A 16,371-nucleotide genomic window follows, 5' to 3' on the forward strand; every position below is an offset into this window, starting at 1 on the left:
AGTAGTGGTCATAGTTGTTAATTTGGTTATTGGTTGTGGGGTGTGGGGTGTGGGGAGAGGGAATTATGAATTATGAATTATGAATTATGAAGTGGGGTGATGGGGTGTAGGGTGTGGGGTGTTTTCTCGGTGAACTGATAACTGATAACTGATAACTGATAACTGACTTCTAACCCAATTTTGGACAAAGATAAGCAAAAATTATTTATTGACTCCACAAACTTGAGAATATTTAAATTAACATTTCGCAATATTTACAAATTCTTAAGAATTAATTGAGAAAGATTTTTATTTAACAACGATGTTATAAGGGTAACAGCGATTTGATAGAATTTCATAGTGGGTTATTCTGTGCTTTTTTGGGTAGCAATGGTTGAAACCCTTGCCACACCTACAGGGTGATCCTAATTAAGACGGGTAAATCAGTCAATTTCAGGGGCAACGATGATCTTTTTTTTGTGTAGTTTTATTGCAAAAAAAAAGTTTTTTTGACAAAAAGCAAAAAGTATGATACAGACGCTGGTGTATTTCTGACTGCGAGTGATTATTGCAGAGTCAGGTCAAAATCAGGGGATTTTCTGTTTTCAAGTGATGAAATACAGAAAAGCAGCAATTCGATCGAGAAATCGATAAAAACAGCCTAGACTAGAAAAAGAATCCTCTATCCTGACAGCTATCCTGTGGAGATTACTTTTTTAGGAACCAGTTCCGGGGTTCCCACTCGTTCCCGTAATGTCTCTAGTATCGCCCTTCGGTTGCCGCAACGGGCGGAAATATGGCTGTTTGACTGTGGAGAAGGAACTCAACACCAGTTACTGCGTAGCGACCTGAAAAGTTCCCAAATCCGACGCATTTTTATCACTCATATGCACGGGGATCATATCTTTGGTTTAATGGGATTGTTAGCCAGTATTGGATTAGCCGGTTCTGCTCAGGATATTGATATCTACGGACCCCCCGGACTAGGGGACTATCTGCGTGCTTGTGCTAAGTATTCCTATACCAATTTAGCCAATCGGGTGCGTGTCCATCCCGTTTCCCCCGGCATAATCTACGAAGATGAAGAATTTACCGTCTCCTGTCAGCTATTAAAACATCGTATTCCCGCCCACGGTTATCGTATCGCCGAAAAAGACCGCCCTGGACGTTTTGATGTGGAAAAAGCCAACGCTTTAGGTATTCCCCCCGGACCAATTTACGGCAAGCTGAAAAAAGGGGAAACTGTCACCCTTCCCGATGGCAGAAAAATTCGCGGTCAGTCCCTCTGCGGAGAAACGGAAATCGGCCGTAAAATTGCCTATTGTACCGATACTATTTTCTGTGAAGGATCGATCGAATTGGCACGGGATGCAGATGTGCTAATTCATGAGGCGACTTTTGCACACCAAGATGCTGGGTTAGCTTTTGAAAGTGTTCATTCCACTTCGACGATGGCAGCCCAGGTGGCCTTGGCAGCCCAAGTAAAATTGTTATTAATGACCCATTTTAGTCCCCGTTATCTACCGGGGAATTCTCTGGATATTTCCAATCTGTTAGAGGAAGCGCGGGCAATTTTTCCTAACACTAAATTAGCCTACGATTTCCTCACCTACGAAGTCCCCCGCAACCGTCAAGAAATGGTCTTAGGAGTTAAGTAATTATGCCAGCAGCAGTGGAAGAAAAAAGCATGGTTCCCACGGTTTTAGTGGGTATTGGTGGTACGGGTAACGAAATTTTATCGCGATTGCGTCGTTTAATAGAGGAAAGTTATGGCAGTTTGAGTAATTTTCCGATTGTCAGTTTTTTGGTGGTTGACACGGATAAGGATTATAAAATCAGTAATCCTGAAGCTGCCGGCAGTGCTTTTAAAGATAACGAAAAACACTGGGCCCGGGTGAGTGGAAAACAGGTACAGGAGATGGTATCTGACATGGATAGATATCCCTGGATTAATAGTTGGTTTCCCCCGGAATTAGAGAGAAATATTACTTCCCTAGAAGCGGGAGCGGGACAAATTCGCGCCTGCGGTCGTTTTGCTTTATTTTGTAATTATCATGATATCCAAAGAAAATTTCTAGACGCGGTGAGACGGGTAAAGGGACAAGAAAACTTTATGCTTGATCGCTATGGAATTAAAGTGGGTAATAGTGCTATTAATGTCTTTACTACGGGGTCTTTAAACGGTGGTACGGGTAGCGGAATGTTAATCGATCTAGGCTACTGTATTCGTAATTGGTTACGAGGGGAAAGTAGTCCTTTGAGTACGGCAATTGTTCCCACTCCTGAAGCATTTGCGGGGATTAGTGTCGGCGATCGAGTTTTGGCTAATGGTTACGCTGCCTTGATGGAATTAAATTACTTTTCTGACTACAGAACCGAATATCATCAACAGTTTAGCAGCGGTTTAGTCGATGAAGTGGTTAGTAAATTACCTCCCTTTGATTTTACCTATTTAGTGGGGACAAAAAACGGCGAAGGTGATTTTAAACTCGGTCAAATTCGGGAAATGATCGCCCAAAATATTTTCCTAGATATGACCTCTGATTTTGCCCCCCATAAGCGTTCCATTAGAGATAATATTAAGGGTTCTTGGGCGCAAGCTGACCCAGGGGGACGCGGTTATCCTAAGCAATTTATGAGTTTTGGGCTATCAACTATTGAAATTCCTATTGCCCAAATTCGTGCCTCCTTATCGGAACGTTTAGCCAAAGATTTAATTAATTGGTGGCTGAATGATTCCGTGATTTTACCCGCTCAAATGTTGGAGTTAGTAAGAGGTGATATCCTCAAAAAAATGCGCTTGAGTGAAGGGGAATTAATTATGGATTTATGTGCCGACAAGGATCGCTCTTTAATTGCCATAATCTCCCAATGGATTAACGAAACTCGTCAGGAAATCAATCAAGATAATTGGCTATCTTGTACCAAACAGGGTGTTAACATTTTAGGCAACGAACAGGGAAAAATTCTGCAATTTATTAATGATTATTTAACGCCAAGAGTTGAGGAATTTAAACGCAATCATTTACTAGAATTGAGTCCCGATGAACGGCTGCACGGTGATTACCTGAAAAAGATTTATAGTAACCGGGATGAAATTATTCAACGGGGTAAAAAGTCCCTAGAAATGGAGTTTTATAATATCCTTGAGGATCGAAACCGTGGGGTAAAATTTGCCGAGAGTTTTATTCTTTTAGTACGACAAATCTTCACCGACATAGCAGAAAAATTCCGTCGCGATCAAGAACAGGTTTGGAGTCAAAACGAAAGTAAACGTCAACGAGAATACGACACAGCCTTGGCAGAAATTAATGATCTGAAAGATAAACTTCATATCTCGAAAAAAGATAAGATGGAAGAATATTGTGAACAAGCTTTAACGGGATTGGAAGGCTGTTTAATGGCCAATATTCAACGAAAAACCAGAGGTGCAGGAGTAGAGGTTATTAATCGTTTACTGGAACATCTTAATCAATTAGAAAGCCGTTTTAATCGCTTTCGTCAGAAATTAATTCAAAGTCGCGATCTATTTAATCTGCAAGCTAATCAACAGATTGATAGTGCCGATGCTTTGTTAATTAATGGGATTAAATTATTTGACAGACAAGAATTAAATAGTCTTTATCAAGACTTTATCGAACAATTTGCTTCGGGGATTGCTGGTAACAAAAATGCCTACGATACGGGTATGGATAACCTTTGTTTACCCCTCTCAGAAGAGATTTTAAAGCAATCTAGTCCCCTCTGGAAAGAAACGCGCCGCACCGACGAAAATATGCGTTTATTTGACATCACCGAGGTTGCCGATATTCGTCAAGGAGATTTTCAAAAAGTTATCCTAAACCAAGCTAATCAACTCCTACAAAATGCTCCCGCTAGTAGTCGCATTCAGCAGGAATTAGCCGCTTGCGATCGCTTGTTAAAAATTTATAACAACGATACCGATATTATCAATAATCTTCGCATTGCTTACCAAAAATCGCGACCCCTAATTATGCTTAATCCTGCGGTTTTGCGAGGAAAAGATGCGGGTTTTACACCCCAATTAAATCAAAATGTTGCCCTGATTGGGGGAAGAAACACCAGTAACCCAGCAGCCCAAAAAATTATTCCGAAACTGCGGGAATTTATTGCCAACGAAGACGATATTAAACCCTTGGGAGACGTGGAAAAATATCGTCTTGTCTTCGTACAGGAAATTGGCGGTTTTTCCCTACGCTGTCTGGAGGGAATGCGAGATTTGCGGCAATCCTATCAGGACTGGAAAGGAGAATTTATTCTCGCTAAACGCGCCCAACAAATGGGGGAAAATCGCGATTTACCCATCCCCGTACATATCCAAAAGGAACCGCCTTTCTGGGATGTTTTTCCCGAAGATCCGAGTATTTATCAATTGGTGGTGACAGCCCGAGCTTTGAAAGTGCTTTTTCCAGAATTCAATCGAGTCACTAATGAGAAAACAATTCGCTATGAAATTAAAACCGCAACGGGATTAAAAAAAGTCGATATCGCCACCAGTTGGGAAGATGCGGTACAGGTGTTAGAAGTAAAAGCTTGTCGCGAAGATAAGGAAAAAATTCAAAGTCAGGTGACAGCTAGGTTACAGGCTGCAGCCACTCCAGAGAAAAAACAAGCTTTGTATGGGACTTTCATTGAATATTTACAACAACGTTCCGAGGAGTTAACAGGAGGAAAAGACAATACAGAATATAAACGGGAAGATGCAATTATTTTGCAGTTAATCCATAACTATAAGTTGGATAGCGGTGGAGAAATTCCTCTTTCTTCGGTGACGGAAGTGGCTAACCCAGCTTTAATTATCTGCGGTAATTGTGGACACAAAAACCCGCCCTCGTCTAATTTTTGTTCTAAGTGTGGGGCAAAATTAGTTAAGTAGAAATTAGATTTTGGTTTTGATCCCCCCTGCCCCCCTTAATAAGGGGGGTGCCGATAGGCGGGGGGATCCTCCTTGATCATGGGGGTGTCTGACAATTTTTAATACCCACCTACTTAGAGTTTCGTCTTTGCTTCCTTGATAGTATAAATTTACTATAAAAAATCGGAGCAAATATTTAGGGACGGTGATGATTATCAGAACTAAAATCAGCAACTTCGGAAAAGCGAAATATGGACAGTCCAGAATCTAGGCAGCCGCGCTGTAATAAGGCGAAGGCAGACTTGGATAAACTCGCAGGATGTGACGGAAGACTTCTTCCGTTTTTTCTGCCACTTCTTCTTCCGTGTAGAGATCGACGGGTAAACCAGTATGATCGCTGTATAGAAAGTTGTGAATAGTAGTTTTAACCTCCGCCCGACTGGATTCTTTATCTAGCCAACGATCGATCTTTAGTTTCTCTTGTTTTAGGGTTTCCAAAAGCTGCGTGGCGATCTGTTTAATTTTTTCAATGTCTTGCGGTGATAGATTCTCTTTGGTTAAAAGGTCGAACAGGGCCAGGGATTCCTCGTCTAATCCCTCGCTAACCGCCCGTTGGGACTCTTGATCGAGTTCCTGAATAAATTCTAATAAGGCCTCGAAGGTCTGTTCGATCGCCACCCGATCCTTCTCGAAATTATAATCAGCGATGATCTGCTCGTAATGTTCTTGAAAGTTCGTCCGTTGCAGATTCTGCTCGATCATTGTTCGGAGACGGTTTTCGATGGCGTTTTTGAGAGTTTGGACGGTGGTATTCTTGCGATCGCTATTGGCGAATTCCTGTTTCAGACGCTCGAAGTTGATTTTACTGATGTTGTACAGTGGGGTATCATCGGCCCTCGCTTCGGTGGTTACATCGATCGCCCCGTCGATTACCGATCGCATTTCCAAGAGAATTTCCCCGATGTCTATTTTCTCCCGATCACCTTGAACGCATTTATAGATCAGTTTAATCGTGTCGTGAGCCGGACGGTAGTGATTAACCGATGGCTGATTAAGACAGGCCTTAAAAAGATGGAAGACCTCTTGGGAGAGGAGTTGAAAATTTTGTCGGGCCTGATCACTTCGATTGATCGCTTCCTTCGCGTCGTTAATGGCTTTATTGAAGGCAAAACTAGGTATTTTATATTCGAGGAGTGCGTCTAGGGATGCGTTACTTTCCCCCAAAAATTCTTTAACTGCCTCGATCGATCGGGCCAATTCATCCAGTAAATTTTCTTGCGGTTTCGTGGGGTCGAGACTAAGATGGTCTTCCCTGCGTCCCTGATCGGAAATTTGGGCGAGATCGGCGAGAGCTTGGCGGAGATTTTTGAGAATTCCGCAGTAATCCACGATTAAACCGTTAGTTTTGCCCTCGTTAACCCGGTTAGCACGAGCGATCGCTTGCATGAGCGTATGAGCTTTTAGGGGTTTATCGAGGTAGAGGGTGGAGAGGGAGGGAACATCGAAACCAGTCAACCACATAGCGCAGACGATGGCGATCCGAAAGGGGTGATCGGCTTGTTTAAAGGCATTTTCCGGGCTGATTCTTTTACCGTCCGCCAGTTCAAAGCCGTTTTTGATTACACTGCGATGGATAGTAATATCTAACCCGTGTTTCTGGAATTTGTCGATCTCTCCCTGTTCCTCGCTGACGATCACGGCCGTTAGGGTTGCTTCCATCCATTGAATCTGACGCTGACGATAGTTTTCCTCTTGGTCATCGGTAATTTTTTTGAGGTCTTTTTTCAGTTGTTGGATTTTTTCGCTCCAGTAACGATCGATCAGGTTATGCAGCTTGACACAGGTGAGCTTGTCGATACAAATCACCATAGCTTTGCCTGTTTCCCAAGCGGTGCTGTAATGTTCAACGAAATCACGGGCCAGCGCCTCCAACCGCTGCGGGGCCGTCAGGATGTAGTAATCCCTTCTTAATTCCGTTCTATTAAACCTACTCAAATCTACTCATGAGCAAATTTGACGTTAACTTCCTGCTTCACTGTAGTAGTGTCGGCACTATCTACTCCACAAGCTGACACGGTGGAACTCACCGCCAAAGAAGCTAGATTTAGACTAGCGTTCAAGTCTCGACCGCAAACTACATGGCATTGTTCACACTCAAAAACTCTTTCAGTTAAAGATAGAGACTCTTTCTTGTACCCACAATTGGAACAGGTTTTACTGCTAGGAAACCACCTATCGGCTATGATTAATTCCGAACCATACAACTGAGTTTTATAATCAAGTTGTCTTCGGAACTCGTAAAAACCCATATCCTGAACGGCTTTAGCTAATTTGTGATTAGCCATCATCCCAGACACATTTAAATCCTCAATTACTATCTTGCCGTGGTTCTTGGCTAAATAAGTGGTGAGTTTATGTAACGTATCTTTACGGATATTAGCTATTTTAAAATGAAGTTTAGCTATTTGCCGTTGGGCTTTGTTCCAATTATTTGAACCTTTTACCTTATGTCGGTTCAAGTATTGAAGTCTGGCTAATTGTTTTTCGTATTTACGATAACTTTTAGAGCCTTCAAACGTCTCCCCTGTCGATAAAGTAGCTAAAGATTTAATTCCCAGATCACAACCAACTACATCATGAGTTTTATTGGTTGTTTGCTGTTCAACTTCCATCTTAAAACTAATAAACCACCTATTAGCTTTTTTACTAAAAGTGACAGATTTTGGCTGGTATCCATAGGGTAGCGGCTCGTAGGTTTTTAACCAACCAATCACAGGAACTTTTATCTTTTGATGAGCAACTTTAATGCTCCCATCTAAAGTGAAACTATCCTGTTTACCTTTCTTCTTGAAATTTGGTGGTTTAGCTATCTTCTTGAAGCATCTTTTCCAAGCATCGGATAAAGCTCTTAACGCCCATTGGGGAGCGCATTTAGACACTTGATAATACCAATCATGCTCTGATTTTACCAATGCTACCAACCATTTGTGAAGGTCAATAGCCGTAGGAAACTTGATTTTTTCATCAGGGTTAGCTTGATTATGGTCTAAAATTTGCTTGGTTAAAGCCAAACCCCAATTCCAAGCATGACGTGCGGTTCCTGCGTGTTGGGCTAATAATGAGCGTTGTTGATTATTTAGTTTTAACTCAGTCTTGAATCCTAGTAGCAACGTCTCTTAGCTCCTCTACGATTTTTCTATTTTTATGGCTTCTAGAGCCATACAATCTAGCGGAAAATACCGTAATAATCTCTAAGACATCTTCTGCTAAATCCTCCTCAAATGTACTGTCTTCAGTTCGATTAATAATGACAACTTCAGTCCCGAATTGTTCACACAGACTAAAGATTAATTCACTACCAAATCTAAGTAATCTATCCTTATGAGTTAAGACTAATCTCTCTACTTTACTATCAACAATCAACCGAATTAATCGCTTTAATCCTTTTTTGTTGTAGTTAAGTCCTGAACCTAGGTCGTCTATAATTTCAACTTGCCAACCGTTTTGAGCGCAAAACAGTTCGACAACTTCTTTTTGACGTTCTAAATCCTTCTTTTGGTCATGACTAGAAACACGGCAATAGCCAACAGTATAAGAGAGATTCTCTTTTAAACCAAGCAACTGAGAAATTGTATAACGACGATGCCCATTAGCAGTCCGTTCTGGAATTAGTTTACCTTCAGACTCCCAACGCCTTAACGTCGATACGCTTACACCTTTCAATTTAGCGGCTTCCGATATGGTTAACTTACTCATAGAACGATTATAGCACAAGTCATGAGTAATTTTGGATAATATTAGTTAGGTTTTTGGCTTCTGTATTTAACCCTTTCTAAACGGTCTTCTATCTCGACATTTTCGATCTCTAACTCTTCGATTTTGGCGGCGATCTGTTCGTTGAGGTCGTTGACGGCGATCGAGAGTTTATCACCCCTTGCATCATAGTAGAGGGGAACGGTAGCTTTATCCTCGACCGCTCTCTGGAAGTCGTAGGTGGAGACATAATCCCCGAAATAGCGTTTAGTGATCTCGTCGTTGCTGACTAGAGGGGTGCCGGTAAAACCGATAAAACCAGCGCCCGGAAGTGCAGCCCGGAGGTTGCTGGCCAGGGTTCCGTACTGGGTTCGGTGGGCTTCGTCGCTGATAATGATGATATCGTTTCGGGAGTTGTAGGGTTGGTCGGGATTGACGGTTTGGTTGAATTTCTGGATGAGGGTGAAAATATAGGCTTTATGCTCTCCCAGAAGACTCTGTAACTGTTCGTTACTGGAAGCTCGGCAGAGTTCTTGCTCGTTATTGGTCAATCCGGAACCGGCAAAGGTATAGTAGATCTGTTCGTCTAGATCTGCGCGATCGGTACAGATAACGAAGGTATAGTTTGCGCCTAGTTTACGGCGAATTTTGCGGGTGAAAAAAACCATAGAGTAGCTTTTTCCGGAGCCTTGGGTATGCCAGAAAACCCCAAGTTTGTTATCTTTTATCCCACCCTCCCGCCATCTTTTCACAGAATCGATCGCTTGGTTAACCCCCAGAAACTGGTGATTCCGGGCGATAATCTTGCAGGTTTTGCCAGTGGAGTTATCGAAAAGGACATAATTTTCCAACAGATCGATAAAGTTATTTTTATCGCAGACTCCTTTTAGCATGGTTTCCATATCGACAATGCCGGGGTCACTCTCGGCCAGGCGTTTCCATGGGTGAAAGTGTTCGTATTTGCCGCAGAAACTACCTATTTTCGCGTCTATGCCATTAACTAAAATCGCAAAGGCGTTATAGGCGAATAGATGGGGGATAGTACGGATATACTTCAATAAATTCTCGTCGTAGGCCGCTTTTAGGTCGCGGTTGAGGTTTTTCGCTTCTAGGAAGAGTAGGGGAATGCCGTTAACAAAACCTACCAAATCCGTGCGACAGAGGTAGATTTCCCCCTGTATCCACAGTTCTCGAACCGCTAGAAAATGGTTATTGCTGGGTTGGTCAAAATCAAGGATTTTTAGGGTTTGTCTAATTAGCTCTCCTTTGGCGTTGCGGTAGCTCACCTGTACTCCATCGAGAAGGAGTTGATGTTTCTCTTGATTGGTGACGAGAAGGGTTTGACTAGAGTTGATTTCTTCGATTTGGAGAATGGCGGAATTATAGGCTTCTTCGGGAAGGTTGGGGTTAAATTCTCGTAATTTCTGTTTTAGGTAGCGTTTGAGGATAACTTCTTTCTGATTTTGCCGTCCGAGCAGGCTGTTTTCACCGTAATCCTCTTGATTATAAGCATAGACACTCTGCCAACCAAGTTGATCTCGCAGACAGTTGGCGGTGAGTTCTTGTACTTTATCCTCGGTGGTCATAGGGTCGATTGTGCGGGGGAGTGGTTTATTTTATTAATATTGCCAATTTTCAGGGATTTTTACAGGTGCGATCGATCTTTCGCCTCTACACCTCGATCTCTCCATTCATAAGTTTCGGAAGTAGTATGTCACGCGCTTGTTTTAGTTTTTGATTTTGCTTTTGAAGAACTTCTTTTTGCTCGAATATAGAATCTAAAGTTTCTGTCGCTAATTCTTGTAATTCGATTGAAGGTACTAATATAGAAATTTCTCTTAGTGCTGACTGTCGGATTCCGAAGACTGTAGTTCCCGTTTCTCTTGAATGAATTTCTGCTTGAGTTTTAGGAGTTAAAAGAGTACAAAATAACATTGCTGGTTTAATAACATCTACATTGGCTCTAATAGCATAAAGTCTTTGACTAAGACAGAATTTTTGCTCGGAAGTTAAATAGTAAAGTTCACCTAATGGAGCTTCAGAGGTCATTAAAATATCATATTTCTGTAATTCTGTTTTCATCCACTTTTCATACAAGCTCTCATTGACAAATTTACATTTGTCTAAGTTGATTAATTGATTATTCTTTACATTAAGTGCCGAAAGTGCTGGAATTCCAGAATTAGACCAATCTCCACCAAGTTTTTTAGGTGTTTTGCCACGATAATCAATTATATCTGATATGACTTCCTCTAATTTTAAATATTTCCACCCTTCAGGAATACCATCGATAATCGGGGTGTGTTCGTGTCCAGGGAAGCGTAAACGGACGAACCATTCCTTGTAAAGTAAGCGGGCTGAACGTTCTAATAACTCGATGCGGCGGCGATTATTTTCGATTAAATCATCATATTTGGAGAGGATATCGGCGATTTTTTCTTCTTGAGATTTATCGAAAGCCAAAACTTTAATATTAGCAATGTGATTTCTATTTAGTGTAGGAACGCCAGTACCGAAATTAAAACGAGAAAAATCAATATTTTTTAATACATAATAAATAAATCTTGGGTTATGTTCTTTAAAATCTTTTACCCATAGTGTAGTATTAAGTGGCCAAAAATCACCAGCTACATATTGACCGCCACCTATACTACCACTACGACCAATTACAACTCCCGGCCCCTTAACTTTGGCGATGTTGTGAGAACCGATTATACCTGTTGAAGCCACAACAGGTATATTGCCTATAACTCGCTGTATCTCTGGAAGATCAAAACCTCTTTGTAGTATGATTAAATTATTTAAAGCTATATATTTTTTGTTTAATTTCATAACTTAATTTTCAACTTAACTAATTTACATTGTAAAGGTAATAAATCCCCAACCCTTCAAAATTCTTAGCAATTCCATCAGCTAAACGAATCGCCCGCAGATGTAACCTTTTCTAACTTACCAAATTTGGGAATCACCGGTGGGAAGCAGGACTTTTTATCCCCCTAAATCCCCCTTTTCAAGGGGGACTTACGCAGCCGTAGCGCCCGTCTCACCACCAGCACCCCTACCGCGCTCCAGTTCCGGTTCCGGTTCCCCCCTTGAAAAGGGGGGCTAGGGGGGATAACCTTTTCAAGGGAAGCTAAGGAGGATCATCAACCTCCGTACAGACAGGAAGCGAAGAAATAAACCCCGATATTTTCTCACAAACCGCCTCGAAATCGTATTTAACCTCATCATTGGTGAAACGGATCACCGTTAATCCGTATCCCTCCAAAACCTTCGTTCTTCTAGCATCATAAGCCATTGCCTCCGGAGTAAGATGAACCTCCCCATCCACCTCGATCACTAATTTCAACTTCGGACAATAGAAATCAACGATAAAATGATCGATCGGTCGCTGTCGCCACATTTTTAAGGGAAATTGCCGGAGAAAAGCCCATAACTTTTTTTCTGTCGGTGTGGGATTTTTTCGCATTTCCTTGGCTCTAGGGACTAAATCGGGATTGTAGGGTAGAAAATAAACACCGTATTTTAATTTAGACACGATCGCTATCTCCATCGGTCTCCTTTAAGGAAATATACCCAAGTTCTTTTTTAAATTCCTAACCCTTCAAAATTCTTCGCAATTTCATCAGCTAAACGAATCGCCTCGAAGTTGAGATCATTTAACTCCAGATGAATTTCGCGTAACGTTTCCTCGAAATCGAAACCCTCATCTTCCTCCTCTGGGGAAACGCCGACATAGCGTCCGGGGGTTAAACTCCAATCATTCGCCTGTAACTCCTCGCGATCGACCACTTTAACCAACCCTTCCACATCCCGCAGCTTGGCATCGGGGAACCTTTCTAATAACCAGTGAGCGTGACGGTAGAAACTACGAACCGATTTAAGCTGTTCGATCGCATTCTGACGGTTTGTATCGGCTTCTTTGCGTAAGATATTGAGTTCGCGGGAATTCCACCACAGTTTACTATCTCTTGCTCCCAGATCCTTCTCGGCACGCTCGATCGCTCGACCTAATAATTTATTCACCAGATCCGCCTGTTTGCCCAGATCCCGGCTAAATTCGCCGTATTCGTGATAACGACGGACAGCCTCGTGTAAAGTATCTAAATCATCAGCATTATAGGAAATCGGAGGGAAACTGGCGTATTTATCCATGTCATCCTTAAAAAGCTCAGATGCTGTTCGGAGTTCTAACCATGTCCCGTCTTTTTCATCGATGAGATTATAAAATTTCTCTAGTGCCTCCGTTAACCTGTCCAGATGCTCGCGATAGTTTTGTAAAAGAGCGATCGATCCCTGATACTCTCGATCGATACTCTGGCAATAACCGACAACCAAATCGATAAAACGCTTGGATTCGCTCCGATAGAGCCAGACGATCGAGAGAATATTCTGTAACTGCTCTGGGCTAAAATCGTTGATCGTCCGGTTTACTTTCCGGTAAATATTGCGGGCATCGATCATTAATATCTTATCTTGAAGCTCGGCGGGTTTTCCTCGATTGAGAAACCACAACTCGCAGGGTACGGAGCGGGTATAAAAAAAGTTAGAGCGGATGGCGATCATTATGTCCACCGTTCCTGTCTCGATTAACTTCTGTCTTACCTTGCCTTCGTCTCTCCCGGCGCTGGAAGCTTGGGAAGACATAACAAAACCGGCTTTTCCTCGATCATTGAGATAGCTGTAGAAGTAACTGATCCATAGATAGTTACCGTTGGAAACTTTGTTATTTTTATTGACTCCTGGCAATCCGAAGGGTAAGCGCTCATCACCATCTACCTTACTGTCCACCTCGTCCACGTTAAAGGGAGGATTGGCCATTACATAATCCACTTTCCCAGCTAATGCCAGCGGATCCTCGTAGTAGGTGATCGCTTTTTGGATATCCCCTTCTAAACCGTGAACTGCGAGATTCATCTTGGCTAAACGAATCGTGGTCGGATTCTTCTCTAACCCTTTAAAAGTTAACATCTGGGGGTTGATGCGCTGTCTCTCAACGAAATGTGCGCTCTGGACAAACATTCCCCCCGAACCACAGGCAGGATCGAAAACCAATCCGTGATCGGGTTCTAAAACATTGGCGATCAAAGATACTAGAGAAACGGGAGTAAAAAACTCTCCGTTATCGTGAGCTTTGAGATTAGCGAATTGAGTTAGGAAATATTCGTAAATTCGCCCGAAAATATCCCCATCGGCTTTTTTTAACTCTTCCGGGTTTAAAATCCGTAGTAAATTCCCTAATACCACGTTATCTAGCTCTTGGTACTCCGTTTTCGGTAAAATACCCCCTAAAGGTGGATAATCCCCCTCGATCGATAGCATTGCTTCCATTAAGGAGGTCGATCGATTGACGCTATCGGGGAGCGCCACCAGAAAATCGAACTGAGCTTTTTCTTGGAGATAGATCGCTCCTTTGCACAAGAAATCTTCTTTGATTAAGGAGCGTGTTTTACCCTGTCGCTTCGGTAAATCCGCCTCTACCTCCCTCTTAACCTTGAGAAAACGACTATAGGCATGACGGAGGAAAATCAAGCCCATAACGGGCAGAAAATACTCGTTACTGGCATAGTTAGAATTAGCTCGCAGAGTATCGGCCGCTTTCCAGAGCTTTTTTTCGATCGCTTCGATGTTGTCCAGTTGGGCCATGAAATTTTACTCAAGAATTAGGTAGATGGTCGAGCCTGAAGGGAAAAATAAGGGATTCTGTATAGTATCTATCTTCTCAAGTAATGGCAGCGATGGTTAATTGCCTTCACCGCTCTCCCAGAACAAACAGGAGAGGTCTTTTGATAGACTAGAGTTATGGCCCCAGAGTGGGGAGCTAGGGGCAAGAAAAGCTTAATATTTGAGATGAACCGATCAAGCCAGAATATCGTCTAGAATTGATTAGCTCAAAAAATCCTGACTGCATTTACCTTTAAGCAAACTTTTCTAAAAATGATGGCTGAATTACTGAGTCTAGTTCCTGCCAAGTCCCTCGAAACCGATGTAGTGGTAGGGGAAGCACCGGCAGTATGTCCCCTTCCTCCAGTGACGGTTAGTAATGATACCCTACTTATTTCCCTAATCGATCGCCTGCGACGTACTTTGGAAAATCACCGCGGCGAAAATCAAATTGTGGTGATGCAGGATTTCCCAGATCCGGATGCTCTTTCTAGTGCCTGGGCCTATCAAATTATCGCCGAACAGTACGATATTCACTGCGATATAGTCTATGCGGGTACTCTCTCCCATCAGGAAAATGTCGCTTTGGTAAAACTAACAGGTTTACCGGCTAAACGTTGGGGAGTCAATACTCTCAAGGATAGAGATCTTTCGGTTTATCAGGGTTGTGTTTTTGTCGATGGTCAGGGAACCAATAGTCAGTTAACCACTCTGGTTAAACAGGCAAAAATTCCCATTATTGCCGTGATTGATCATCATACTCGCCAAGGGGATATAGACGCAGAATTTGTCGATATTCGCCCCCAAATCCGGGCAACAGCGACGATGTTAACCCAATATATCCAAAAAGGGTTAATAAGTTTTAATACTAGCGATACCGTCCATGTTAAGTGTGCCACTGCTTTGATGCACGGATTGCGATCGGATACGAATAATTTAATGCAAGCGCAAGAATGTGAATTTATTGCTGCTGGTTATCTCAGTCGTTTCTATGATGCCCAATTATTAAACGCTGTCCTGCAATCGGCCAGATCCCGACGGGTGATGGATGTGATCGAACGGTCCCTAAAAAACCGTATTATTAAAAATAATTATTCGATCGCTGGGGTCGGTTATTTGCGTTATGATGACCGAGATGCGATTCCCCAAGCTGCCGATTTTTTGGTGACAGAGGAAAATGTTCACACGGCTTTAGTTTATGGTATCGTTCACGATGAAGATGAAGATATCGAGTTAGTCATCGGTTCTATGCGTACCAGCAAAATTACCCTAGATCCCGATGAATTTCTCAAGGAAGCTTTCGGACAGGATAACCAAGGTCGCTTTTTTGGTGGTGGTCGTTATATGGCCGGAGGTTTTGAAATTCCTATCGGTTTTCTCGGTGGTTTTAATAATAATGCCGAATACGCTAAACTCAAGTGGGAACTATATGACACCCAAATTAAACAGAAACTTTCTCATCTGGTTAACCCCGATGAAAAGGTAATTCGCACCTAGCTATTAGACCTCAGCTATCTGTTATCATCGCAAAGACCGACCCTAAACTGATATGAAACTTTATTTTGTGCGTCATGGATTAGCAGGACAATCGGGGGATTATCTCAACGATAGGGAACGTCCTTTAACCGAGGAAGGTAAGACAAAAACTGCTAAAGTTGCCCAAAGATTAGGACAGTTGGGGGTGAAATTTGACCTAATTCTCACTTCTCCCCTGGTGCGTGCCGTGCAAACCGCCGAAATTCTCCAAAAAGAGGGTTTAAGCCGTAAAATTGAGCAATTTAATCCCCTATCACCCAATGGCAATATTCAAGATTGGGTGCAATGGTGGCAAAAGTCGGACTATCAGCGAGAGGAAAACGCGATCGCACTGGTGGGCCACGAACCGGATTTAGGCTATTGGACGGAAATGCTAGTTTGGGGCAAGTTTCAAGGAAAATTATCGGTCAAAAAAGCGGGAATAATTGGTCTAGAGGTTCCCAATCAACAAAATCCCCTAGGCAAGTGTCAGTTATTCTGGTTGACAGCGCCAAAATTACTCCTCTAGGAATTAATAATAAATCCGTTGAGTAGAGGCTAGTTATGAGGAGAGGCACTCAGAC

Annotated in this window: 11 protein-coding genes; 4 read left to right on the plus strand and 7 right to left on the minus strand. The window is 42.5% G+C overall.

Translation table 11 applies throughout. The features are described 5' to 3' along the window. Nucleotides 1–680 precede the first annotated feature (680 nt). Both IQ234_RS06165 and IQ234_RS06170 read left to right on the plus strand, forming a co-directional pair. A complete protein-coding gene (locus IQ234_RS06165; protein WP_193956437.1) occupies nucleotides 681–1,637 on the plus strand; it encodes a ribonuclease Z in 957 nt (318 codons plus the stop codon). 2 nt (nucleotides 1,638–1,639) lie between these two features. Further along, nucleotides 1,640–4,876 carry a tubulin-like doman-containing protein gene (locus tag IQ234_RS06170; protein WP_193956438.1) on the plus strand — a complete coding sequence of 1,079 codons (3,237 nt, stop codon included), beginning with the start codon at nucleotides 1,640–1,642 and terminating at the stop codon, nucleotides 4,874–4,876. A gap of 246 nt (nucleotides 4,877–5,122) precedes the next feature. Here the strand turns inward: IQ234_RS06170 and IQ234_RS06175 are convergent, their stop codons facing one another. The 7 genes from IQ234_RS06175 to IQ234_RS06205 form a co-directional block, all read right to left on the minus strand. Beyond that, nucleotides 5,123–6,850, minus strand: coding sequence for a type I restriction enzyme endonuclease domain-containing protein (locus IQ234_RS06175; protein ID WP_228008395.1), 1,728 nt, complete (start codon nucleotides 6,848–6,850; stop codon nucleotides 5,123–5,125). A 2-nt stretch (nucleotides 6,851–6,852) separates the two neighbouring features. Beyond that, nucleotides 6,853–8,025, minus strand: coding sequence for an RNA-guided endonuclease InsQ/TnpB family protein (locus IQ234_RS06180; RefSeq protein ID WP_193956439.1), 1,173 nt, complete (start codon nucleotides 8,023–8,025; stop codon nucleotides 6,853–6,855). Beyond that, nucleotides 8,003–8,611 (minus strand): IS607 family transposase, encoded by a 609-nt coding sequence (locus IQ234_RS06185; protein ID WP_193956440.1) that lies wholly within the window; start codon nucleotides 8,609–8,611, stop codon nucleotides 8,003–8,005. The genes IQ234_RS06180 and IQ234_RS06185 overlap by 23 nt, the downstream gene beginning before the upstream one ends. 41 nt (nucleotides 8,612–8,652) lie before the next feature. Continuing rightward, the gene (locus IQ234_RS06190; RefSeq protein WP_228008396.1) at nucleotides 8,653–10,194 is read right to left on the minus strand and encodes a type I restriction endonuclease subunit R; all 1,542 of its coding nucleotides are present in this window, start codon (nucleotides 10,192–10,194) and stop codon (nucleotides 8,653–8,655) included. An 85-nt stretch (nucleotides 10,195–10,279) separates the two neighbouring features. Next, on the minus strand, nucleotides 10,280–11,440 hold the full coding sequence (locus IQ234_RS06195) for a restriction endonuclease subunit S (RefSeq protein ID WP_193956441.1): 1,161 nt from the start codon (nucleotides 11,438–11,440) through the stop codon (nucleotides 10,280–10,282). A gap of 301 nt (nucleotides 11,441–11,741) precedes the next feature. Further along, nucleotides 11,742–12,161: an endonuclease domain-containing protein gene (locus IQ234_RS06200; RefSeq protein ID WP_052275827.1), complete on the minus strand. Its 420-nt coding sequence runs from the start codon at nucleotides 12,159–12,161 to the stop codon at nucleotides 11,742–11,744. A gap of 35 nt (nucleotides 12,162–12,196) precedes the next feature. After that, nucleotides 12,197–14,254, minus strand: a complete 2,058-nt coding sequence (locus IQ234_RS06205; RefSeq protein ID WP_193956442.1) for an N-6 DNA methylase — start codon at nucleotides 14,252–14,254, stop codon at nucleotides 12,197–12,199. A gap of 291 nt (nucleotides 14,255–14,545) precedes the next feature. Here IQ234_RS06205 and IQ234_RS06210 point away from each other — a divergent pair, with 291 nt between their 5' ends. Then, nucleotides 14,546–15,769: a DHH family phosphoesterase gene (locus IQ234_RS06210; RefSeq protein WP_193956443.1), complete on the plus strand. Its 1,224-nt coding sequence runs from the start codon at nucleotides 14,546–14,548 to the stop codon at nucleotides 15,767–15,769. 52 nt (nucleotides 15,770–15,821) lie between these two features. Continuing rightward, nucleotides 15,822–16,316, plus strand: coding sequence for a phosphohistidine phosphatase SixA (sixA, locus tag IQ234_RS06215; RefSeq protein ID WP_193956444.1), 495 nt, complete (start codon nucleotides 15,822–15,824; stop codon nucleotides 16,314–16,316). Nucleotides 16,317–16,371 lie beyond the last annotated feature (55 nt).

Source organism: Microcystis aeruginosa LEGE 91341 (assembly GCF_015206885.1).
GTDB lineage: Bacteria > Cyanobacteriota > Cyanobacteriia > Cyanobacteriales > Microcystaceae > Microcystis > Microcystis aeruginosa_H.